The organism is Alienimonas californiensis, from assembly GCF_007743815.1.
In the GTDB taxonomy this organism is placed as follows: Bacteria; Planctomycetota; Planctomycetia; order Planctomycetales; family Planctomycetaceae; genus Alienimonas; species Alienimonas californiensis.
Window position 1 is genome coordinate 2,483,771 of sequence record NZ_CP036265.1, and the last position, 10,052, is coordinate 2,493,822.

At 74.9% G+C, this 10,052-nt stretch carries 6 protein-coding genes (1 of these 6 cut by a window edge); 4 read left to right on the forward strand and 2 right to left on the reverse strand.

Annotated features, from left to right (window positions below):
* Positions 1-317 precede the first annotated feature (317 nt).
* The 4 genes from CA12_RS09730 to CA12_RS09745 all read left to right on the forward strand — a co-directional run bounded on the left by CA12_RS09730 (position 318) and on the right by CA12_RS09745 (position 7,557).
* The gene (locus tag CA12_RS09730) at positions 318-1,577 is read left to right on the forward strand and encodes a hypothetical protein (protein WP_145358762.1); all 1,260 of its coding nucleotides are present in this window, start codon (positions 318-320) and stop codon (positions 1,575-1,577) included.
* A complete protein-coding gene (locus tag CA12_RS09735; RefSeq protein WP_145358763.1) occupies positions 1,574-3,256 on the forward strand; it encodes a hypothetical protein in 1,683 nt (560 codons plus the stop codon). Before CA12_RS09730 ends, CA12_RS09735 begins: the two co-directional genes overlap by 4 nt.
* 129 nt (positions 3,257-3,385) lie before the next feature.
* A complete protein-coding gene (locus CA12_RS09740; protein WP_165700663.1) occupies positions 3,386-5,827 on the forward strand; it encodes a S9 family peptidase in 2,442 nt (813 codons plus the stop codon).
* Positions 5,828-5,886: 59 nt separating this feature from the next.
* A complete protein-coding gene (locus tag CA12_RS09745; protein ID WP_145358765.1) occupies positions 5,887-7,557 on the forward strand; it encodes a serine/threonine-protein kinase in 1,671 nt (556 codons plus the stop codon).
* 45 nt (positions 7,558-7,602) lie between these two features.
* Here CA12_RS09745 and CA12_RS09750 read toward each other — a convergent pair whose 3' ends face one another.
* Positions 7,603-9,873: a prenyltransferase/squalene oxidase repeat-containing protein gene (locus CA12_RS09750; RefSeq protein ID WP_145358766.1), complete on the reverse strand. Its 2,271-nt coding sequence runs from the start codon at positions 9,871-9,873 to the stop codon at positions 7,603-7,605.
* Between the two features lie 5 nt (positions 9,874-9,878).
* A protein-coding gene (locus CA12_RS09755) for an ExbD/TolR family protein (RefSeq protein ID WP_145358767.1) crosses the window boundary here: on the reverse strand, positions 9,879-10,052 show its 3' end. 291 nt of this gene lie beyond the right edge of the window; 174 of the gene's 465 nt are visible here — the last part of the coding sequence; the start codon falls outside the window, past its right edge; it ends in the stop codon at positions 9,879-9,881.

The window sequence follows — 10,052 nt, forward strand, 5'->3', positions numbered from 1 at the left end:
TAGCCCGCGGTCGGGGGGCGGTCAAAGCGGCAGGCGGCGTCGCGGCCGCATTCCCTCCCCCCGACTCGACGGCGTCCGCCCGACCGGCCCGCCGGGGGCGATCGGTTCGGCCCGGGGCAGCCCGCGTCGCGACCCCGGTGAGTCAACGGCCCCGTCCCCCCCCCGCCGGGCGGATCGAGGAATGAACCGCGCCGCGCCGGGCGCCGTTGAAAGGTCCGGGGCGGGGCCGACAATCTGCTGTCGCACGAATTCGTGCGCCGCCGTCCGTGCATTCGCCGCCGTTTCCCCGCCCCCTCCCTCGACGCCGCAGGCCGACGATGCCGGGGCCGACGCTGACCGCCGCCTGGGCGGATCGGGTGGCGGACGCGATGCCCTTCGCCCGTCGATTGCCGGGGTTCGGGGCGCTGACGGGGCCGGCCGGGGCGCCGCCCCCGCCGCCGGAGCCCTACTCGCTGCCCTGTCGCTGCGGCGCCGTCGTGACCGGCATGCGGACGGAGCGGGAGCGCGAGGTCCCCTGCCTGAACTGCGGCGAGCCGCACTTCGTCCTGCCCGCGGACGTCTACCCCGCCCCGCCGGACCGGGCCGCCGCCGCGAAGCCGAAACGCCCGCCCGCCCGGACAAAGGCGAAGCCCGCCGCCGAGCCGGTCCCGGCGGGCCCGCCGGCCGCCCCGCGGGTTCCGTGGCGGACGCGGCTGGCGACGGCGGCGCGGCGTCAGGCGACGCCGCTGCGGTTGATCGCCCTGGGACTGACGGCGGTGGTGGCGACGACGACCTGGTGGGGCGTGGTGCAGTCGCGGCGGGCGGAGGCCCGGGTGACGATCGCGGAGGCGCCCGCCGCCGCCGAGGAGGCCCTCTCCGCCGGTCAGTTCGCCCTCGCCGCCAAGCGGTTCGACGCCCTCGCCGCCGCCTACGAGACGCTGGGTCGGGCGACCGAACCCCGCGCCCGCGCCGCCCGGCAACAGGCCCGGGAGGCGACCGCCGTGACGGGCCTCGCGGCGCTCTCGCCGGCGGAGATCGCCCGGCAGGCGGCCGCCGCCCGCGCCCCGGCCGACCGCACCGCCTGGCTGCAAAGCTACGACGCCCTGTATCGCGGTCGCTGGGTGATTCTCGACACCTACGCCGCCCGGGTGAACGCCCCCGCCGCGGCGCCCCCCGCCGCCCCCGCCGCCGAGGGGGAGAACGACGCCGACCGCGACCGGGAGGAGACGGCGCCGCCGGAACGGATCGAACTGCTCTACCCGCTCGCCGCCGGCGGCACGCGGTTCCGTCTGATCGGCGACCCCGCCGTGCCGGGCGACCTGTCGGTCGGCGACGACCCGCGGCGGGCGGTCCTCGCCGGCCGGTACGGGGCGTTCGCCCGCGTGCCCGGCGAGAACGGGCGGGGCGCCGTGTGGGAGTTGCGCCTCGAACCCGGTTCCGCCTTCCTCTGGACCGGGGCGGAGACGCTGGCGGCGATCGGGTTCGACCTGGCCGGCCCTGACGGCGCCGCGGTGCGGACGCTCCTCGCCCGGCAGGCTGAAGAACTGGGCCTCGGAGAGCCGACCGAGCCCGCCCCCGCGGCGGAGGCGGGTCCATGAGGCGCCGTCGGCCCGTTCCTCCCGCCGCGTTCCTCGCCCTGCTCGCCGGGCTGCTGTGCGTCCCGGGGGCGGCGTGCGCCGCCCCGCCGGAGGGGGTGATGAGCAGCGAGGCGTTCCTCAAAACCCGCGACTTCTGGCCGGAGTGGGAGCGGTCCGGAGAGGTGTTCCGGGTTGAGGGCCGCGTGCGGTCCGTCGCGGGCGGCACGCTGCGTTTGGAAAACGTCCCCCTGACCGTGCGGCCGTCGGCCGGTTCCTCGCTGGGCCGGGCCGAGAACGGCGTCGCCCGGGTGGAGGTCACCGGCCGGATCGCCTCCGGGCCGAGCGGCCCCTTCCTGCAATCGACCGCGGTGCGGGCGCTGTCCTCCGACGCCGCCGAGTTCAACACGCGCAAGCTGGCCCTCGACCGCGACGACCCGGCCGCCCTGGAGCGACTGGCCGCCTGGGCGGAGGGCCGGGCTCGGTTCTACAACGACCCGGCGCTGGCTCGGCGGGCGCGGGAAGTCCGCCGCGACGCCTTCGATCTGCGCTGGAACGCCGCGGGAGAGACGACCGAACGGCCGAACGCCGCCCCGGCCGGCGTGCCCCCGGGGGTCTGGGCGCAACTCGCCCTGCTGGACGCCGCCCCCGACGCCGCTCCCGAGGGGGGGACCGACGGCCGGCCGGCCAAGTTGGCGGACGCGGAGCGGGCGGATCGGGTGCACGAGGCGCTGCGAACCTGGTGGCGGGCGGTGCGGGACGACGGGAACGCCGACCTCGCCGCGTTGGCCGGTCAGATTCGTCGCCGCCTGCCGGGCGCCGCGACGCCGCCGGCCGCGGGGGCCGAACCGCCCTCGGCGGAACTGCTCGCTGCCTACGACCGCACCCCCGCGGAGACCTTCGCCGCCGCCGACGAGGCCGCCCGGGCCGCGCTGGCCCGACGCTTCTTCGCCCGGGTGGAACGCACGCGGATCGAAGCGACCGCCGCCCCGGACGGCCGCAACGGGTTCGCCGTGGCGAAGGTTCTCGACGCCCGCCTGCCGGAGTTGGCGGAACTGGCCGAGGAGTACCGGGAGCGGGAATTGGCCTGGCGGACCGGCCGGATCCCGTCCACCTCCCGGGCCGACGCCGCGGAGTTGGCGGACCTGCTGACCCAACGGGGCGAGCCGGCCCGGGCGAAGGAGGTTCTGCGGACCTGGCTGGCGGCCCGGGAACGCTCGCTGCGGTCGGAGGGCGTGGGCGGGCTGATCCGGGCCGCGGAGGAATACCGGGCACTCGTCGGCGACGACGCCGCGGCGGTCCGCCTGCTGACGGAGGCCTACGCCGCCGCCAACCCGGACAGCCCGGAGGAGGCCGCCGTCGCCGGGCGGCTGCGGGATCTGGGCATGACGCGCGCCGGCGGCCGCTGGCGGACCGCCGCGGAGGCCGCCGCGATGCCGATCGACCCGATCACCGCCGCGATGCGGGACGGCCGGGTGGTGGTCGGGATGACGGCCCCGCAGGTGCGGGCGGCGCTCGGCGCCCCGCCGGCGCGAACGCAGGCCGTCAGCCGGCTCAGCGTGGCGGAGGTGTGGATCTACGCCCCCCCCGCCGCCGCCTTCCGCGACGGCCTGGGCGCCGGCGGTTCGATCGTCGTGCACCTCTCCCGCCCCAAGTCCCAACCCCCGGAGGAGGCCACCGTCACCGCCGTCCATCGGCTGTGAGGGCGTGTGAGCGGCGGGGCGGGGAAAGGCGTGGCGGAGCGAGGGGACCGGCCGCTGAACGGCGACGCGGGGCGGCCCTCCGTTATCCTTGCCGCGAACGCGTCCTTTCCGCCTGAAACCGTTGCGCCCGTGACCGCTTTTCGCCTCGCCCCGGTCGCCCTCCTCCTGTCGCTGGTCCCCGTCGGTTGGGGGCAGGACGAACCGGCGCCGGCCGACCGGCCGCTGACCGACCCGGCCGGGGCGGCCGAGGACGCCGACCGGCCGCTGCGGTTCGAGGATCTGTACGGCAGCGCCCGGCTGGATCTGACAGGCTCCTATCCCCGCGGGCTGACGTGGGTCGGGCCGGGGCGGTACCTCACGCCGGCGGAGCAGGGTTCGCCGGAGGTCGTCGAGGCCGCGACCGGCGAAAGCCGCCCGGCCTACGACGCCGCGGCGCTCTCCACGGCCCTGACCGACGCCGGCGTGCAGGGCCAGTTGGCCGAGGTGTTCGCCCGCCGCCCGACGGGCGTGGCCGCGACGTTCGACGACGACCGCAGGCGCGCCCTGCTGGGGTCCGGCGGGGACCTGTTCGCCGTCGACTTCGGCGGCCCCGCCTTCGGGATCGATGCGGAGGCGGCCCCGGTCGTGGTTCGCCTCACCGAGACGCCGCAGACCGAGGAACTGCCCGAACTGAGCCCCGACGGCCGCACCGCCGCCTTCGTCCGCGGCTTCGACCTGTACGCGATCCCGCTGATCGGCGCCGGCGCTTCCCTGCACCCCGGCCCGGAAGTGCGGCTCACCCACGGCGGCAGCGATCTGCTCCGCCACGGCAAAGCGGATTGGGTTTATTACGAGGAACTCTACGGCCGCGATTGGAAGGGCTACCGCTGGAGCCCGGATTCGCAGCGGCTGGCCGTCATGGAATACGACGACCGGGCCGTCGGCGCCTTCACCGTGCTGGACGAAGCGGCGGGCACCGACGTGGCCCGCCGCCCCGCCGATTCCGGGCAGCGGGTCGAACGCACCCGGTATCCGAAAACCGGCACGACGAACCCGACGGTTCGCCTGGGCGTGGTCGCCGCGACCGGCGGGCCGGTGCACTGGATCGACTGGGCGACCGACAGCCTTCCCGGCCTGCCCGCGATGGGCCGCGAGGCCGGCGACGGCGGCGGCCTGATCGCCCACTACGGCTGGTTCCCCGACGGCGACCGCCTCTACGGTTATTTGCAGGACCGCGTGCAGTCGTCGCTGTCCGTGCGGGCCGTGGCGGTCTCGGAGGAGGGCGAACTCGGCGAACCGACCGAACTGCTGACCGAATCCCACGGCGCCTGGGTCGAAAGCCCCGGCGACCCGGAGTTTTTGCCGGACGGCTCCTTCCTCCTCGCCAGCACGCGGGACGGCTGGCGCCATCTGCACCGCTACGCCGCCGACGGCACGCTCCTCAATCCCGTCACCGGCGGGCCGTGGGAGGTGCGGAGCGTCGAGGCGATCGCGGTTCCCGGGGGCGAAGCGGGCGAGGCCTCGGGGAACGAGCCGTGGATCTTCTTCACCGGGACGAAGGACGACCCGGTGGGCGAGTTCCTGTACCGCGTCCGCCCGGACGGTTCCGACCTGACCCGCCTCACCCCGGAGCCCGGCGCTCATAAGCCGCAGATCGCCCCCGGCGGCGGGTTCTTCATCGACACCTACAGCGCCCACGACACGCCCCCCCGCGTGCTGCTCCGCACCGGCGCCGGCGAACTGGGCCGCGTGCTGGGCGAGGCCGACCCCCCGGGGCTGAAGCAGATCGCCCGCGGGGAGTGGCAGTGGGTCGAGATCCCCGTGCCCGCCGCCCCCCGGACCGACGGCGGCACCGACCCGGCCGGCACGCTGCACGGCTATCTGCTCCTCCCGCCGGGGCTGGACCGGTCCAACCCGGACGCCGACGTGCCGGTGTGGGTGATGACCTACGGCGGCCCGCACACGACGGTGGTGCGGGACGACTGGGCCTCCGGCCGCGGCTGGGAACACCTGCTGGCGACCAACGGGATTGCCGTGCTGAAGGTCGACCCCCGGGCCGCATCCGCCCGCGGCTGGGCGCCGGCGTGGGAGGTCCACGGCCGGCTGGGCGAGCAGGAAACGACGGACATGATCGCCGCCGCCGCCTGGCTCCAGGAGCAGCCGTGGGTCGCCGGGGATCGCATCGGCCTGTCCGGCCACAGCTACGGCGGCTACCTGACGGCCCGGGTCCTCACCCACACCGACCGCTACGCCGCCGGTATCGCCGGCGGGTCGGTGACCGATTTTCAGAATTACGACACGATTTATACCGAGCGGCTGATGGACACCCCCGCCGCCAACCCGGACGGCTACGCCCTCACCAACCTCTCCCGCAAAGCCGGCGATCTGAAGGGGCGTCTGCTGCTGATTCACGGGGGAATGGACGACAACGTCCACCCGCAGAACGTCTGGCAGTTCGCCGCCGCCCTGCAGGAGCGGGGGAAGGACTTCGAGCTGATGATTTACCCCCGCAGTCGCCACTCGATTGCCGGAACGCATTATCGCCGATTGATGTGGGACTTCGTGCGGGAGACGATGTTGGAGGAGCGGTGACGGGGCCGCCGCCCCGCCGACCCGTTCGTCGCGTCGTCCCCCGCTCAGACGCCCCCGCCATGACCGCCGCCCCGCTCGACGACGCGCCCGACTCCGCCGCGCCCCCGGAGGACGGCCGCCGGGACGCCGGCACCCTCGTCTTCGACGCGGACGCCCCGCCCGCCCCTCGCACCGGCCCCCGGCAGGCGGAGGCGGTCGCGGCGATCCAGCCCGGCGCCCTGCTGGGCCGGTTCGAAATCGTCCGGCGTCTGGGCGGCGGGGGGATGGGCGAGGTCTTCCTCGCCCGGGACCCGGACCTCGACCGGGACGTGGCGATCAAGGTGCTCAGCGGCCCCGCCGCCGCCGATCCGGACGCCCGCCGGCGGTTCCTGCTGGAGGGCCGGGCCGTCGCCCGGCTGTCCCACCCGAACGTGATTTCGATCCACGAGGTCGGCCCGGCCCACCTCGCCGATTCGCTGGAGACGCGGTTCGGCGACGCCGAGGAGACCGCGGGGGACGGGGGCGGGGCGTCCGCCGGCGGGACGTCCGTCGGGGGGACGACCGCGGCCGCGGAGTGGGACGGGCCGGTCTACCTGGTGATGGATTACGCCGGCGACGGGTCGGTCGATCGGCTGTTGCGCGACGGGCCGCTGTCCGTGGCCCAGGCGACGGCGGTGGCCGCGGACGCCGCCGCCGGCCTCGCCGCCGCCCACGCGGCCGGCCTGGTGCACCGGGACGTCAAACCGGCGAACCTGATGCTGGAGGGCGGCGGCCCCTGGAACGGCGGCGTGGTGCGGGTCGCGGACTTCGGCCTCGCCCGGCGAATGAACGAGGACGCGGACGGCCTCGACGCCCCGGCGGCCCCGGCGGACGAACGCTCCGCCGCCGCGGGTCTCCCCCCCGCCGACCGCCGCCGCGTCCGCCGCCGGGTGGCCGGCACGCCGCACTTCATGAGCCCGGAGCAATGCCGCGGCGAAGCCGTCGACGCCCGCAGCGATCTGTATTCGCTGGGGGCGACGTACTACGCCCTGCTGGCGGGGCGCCCGCCGTTCGCCGCGTCCCCCGGGGGGCCGTCGCGGCCGGTGACGGCGGTGCTCAACGCCCACAACAAGTGCGACCCGCCGCCGGTTCACCTGCTGGAGCGCCTCGGCGGCGCCGTGCCCTCCGCCTGCACGCGCATCATCCTGCGAGCGATGGCGAAGGACCCCGCCGACCGCTACGCCGGGGCCGCCGCGTTCCGCAAGGACGCCCTGGCCCTGCTGGACGCCCTCCGCCGCTACGGGGCGGCGCCCCCCGCCCCGAACGCCTCCGAGGCAAGCTCCGAGGGGGGGCGGACCGATCCGCTGCCGGCCGACTTCCTCCTGCCCAGCGAGCGGGCCCGCGAGGGAGACGACTCGAACGACTCCGCGTTCGACGCCCGGCGGGAGGCGCCGTCCGGCGGGTCGTCTGGTGGGGTGTCTTCCGGGGCGTCCACCGGCCTGTACGACCCTGCCGCCGACACTCCCGCGGCGGGCACGGAGGTCGAGGCGGCCGACTTCCAACCGCTGACCGCTCGCGCCGACGGCTGGGGACCGCCGCCGGGCGTGCGGCGGGAGACGTTCTCGCTCAACGAGGGGGAAGTGCTGCTGAGTTATCCCGCCTCGTTGAAAGAGGCGGCATTCTCCCTGGACGAGATCGACCGGCTGCGGGCGTGGCTCAATCTGGTCCGCATCAAACTCATGGCGCTGGCGGAAGAACAGCCGAAGTCCTGAAGCCGAAATCCTGAGGGCGAGCCGTTCCCGTCAGGGCTCCGCGTCTCAGGGCTCCGCGTCGGCCCGGCCGTCCATCGCCGCGGCCCCGCCGCTGGCCGGGCTGAAGCGGTAATAGACTTCCAAACAGAGCGTCGCCATCGCGGTGCTGTACAGCATGCCGCCGTACTCCGTGTAATTGTGGCGCATCGGCCGCACCGGCCAGGCGCCGGCCTGCGGACCCTCCTTGTATTGCTCCTCCAGCAACAATTCGCGGAGGCCCTGGTTCCAGCGCTCCCACTCCGGCCCGCCGTGGTGGTGCAGGGCGAGGCTGGCATAATACCAGTGATACAGGTTCCAGGTCCGCAGCTCCGGCGGGAACCGGTCGAGATATTCGACCGCCTGCTTCGCCGCGGGCTGATCGCGTCGGAGACCGAGAATCTGCTTGCAGAACAGCGCTTCGGCCGTCATCGAGGGCTTCACCGCGTGCCCCTCCTCCCGCTTGTAACGGGCCAGCCCGCCGTAGGGGTATTGCACCAGCTCCCCATCGGCGTTCACCGTTTCGCTGCGGTCCCGCAGGAAATTAATCATGCGGGCCCGCGTCTCCGGCGGCGTCGGCACGCCGGCGTTCTCGGCGCTTTTCAGCGCCATGACCTGCCAGCCGAACATGCTCATGTCGCCCACCCGCACCCGCTGCGAATAGCGCCAGCCGCCGTCGGGATATTGCTCCGCGACGATGTACGCGACCGCTTTCTCCACCGCCCGCCGCAGGGCGGGGTCGGGCCGGTCGCCCTCCAGCGCCAGCGCCTCGGCGAGGGCGTAGGCGGCGATGCCGTGGGAATACATCCGGGCGTAATAATTGGCGTCCCCGGTCAGGGAGCCGTCCTCCTTCTGCTGGGCGACCAGCCACCGCACCGCTTTATCGACCGCCGGGGCGTACTTCCCCCCGGTGCGGGTGTAGCCGGCGCCGAGGAACGACAGCGTCACCAGTCCCGTGAGCCCGGCGTCGGCGTCGCGACCGGTGTTCCGCTTGTCCGGATCGGGCTCCGCGACCGGGTCGTTGTCGGACCCGCTGCCGGCGCCGTGCTCCGAGGCGTCCCAGTAGCCGGCCGCCTCCTGAGAGCGGGCGAACCAGGCCAACGCCGCCTCCACCGCCTCCTCGGACTCCGTCGTCCCCCCGTACTGCTTGGCGATCTCCGTCCGCCGCGACAGGTCCCGCAGCCGATAGGCGTCCGGCACGCCCGGCGCCCGCGGGCCTTCGGTGTTAGTCACCACCGCCTGCGGACCGTCGTCACGCCGCTCGCCCGGGTCCGGCCGCGGCAGCAGATCGTTGCGACGTTCCGACAGACCGCTCGCGGCGAGCGGGTCGAGCGACTCCATCGGCAACGCAGGCCGCGTCCGCCGCGGCGTCGCCGTCGCGAGGTCGGCCAGACTCGGGGCGGCGAGGCGATCCGGGTCGGGGGCCTCGAGGGATTCCGGAACTTCCGGGTCGTCCGGCAGCATCGGCAGGGGCAGGAGAGAGGCGACATCCGGCGCCGCGGGCGAGACGGGGGAATCGATCTCCGTCGGCTGCGGCCCGTCCTCAGTGGCGCGCCGCGGCAGATCGGGCACGAGGTTCGCCCGCTCCGTCAGCGTCATCTCGGCCGCGAACGGGTCCGGCTCCGCCCGCTCGCGGCGGGGGATCGGTTGGAACGTCGCGTCCGCCGACGGCAGCGTCCGGCGGGCGAGGGGGCGGGGCGTCGGCGACAGGTCGGGCAACGCCGCGATCGGGGCGTCCACCGGCGCCGGCTGCCCCGGCGACGGATCGAGCGTGGGAGCCAGGGGATCGGGGACCGCGTCCGGCCGGTCGGGCGCGGGCAGCGGCTGATTCAGGCGGTCGGCCGTTTCGAGCGGCGTCGTGAAGTCCGCCGGGGGATCGGCGGCCCGGTCCCGGTTCCGCTCGACCTCCTCGACCGCACGGTCCGGCAGGTCCGAGCGGCTGAGGGCGCGGGGCGACGTGGGCTCGATGCTCCGCCACGGCTCCGGCACGCGGTCCGCCGCGGGAGCCTCGGCGGCGTCCAACCGCAGCGAACCGACCTGGAACCGCCGGTTCGGTTCGGTCCGACGATCGCCCGTTTCGCCGAGCATCCGGTCGATCGACGGCTTCGCGGCGAAGACGGCGCACAGCAGCGCCACATGAAAGACGACGCTGAACAGGAAGCTCTTCGTCCCCGTCCCGCGATCGCCCCAGCCGGTCGACAGCATCGACGCGAGATGCGCCGCGGCCAGGAGCAGGGAGCCGGTCAGCAGCGCCCACCACATGGGCTGCGACAGTTCCGGAAGCTGAGCGAGGAGCGCCACGAACCTCAAGGCGTCGGCCCCGCTTCCGGCTGAACAGGAATCGGCGCCGCGGCGTCGCCCCGCACGGGCTCGACCGCGAGGGAAAGGTTCGTCAGCCCGGCCTGATTCACCGCGTCCATGACGCTGACCACATGCTGATAGGCCCCGGAGGCGTCGCCCCGGACGACCACGACTTGATC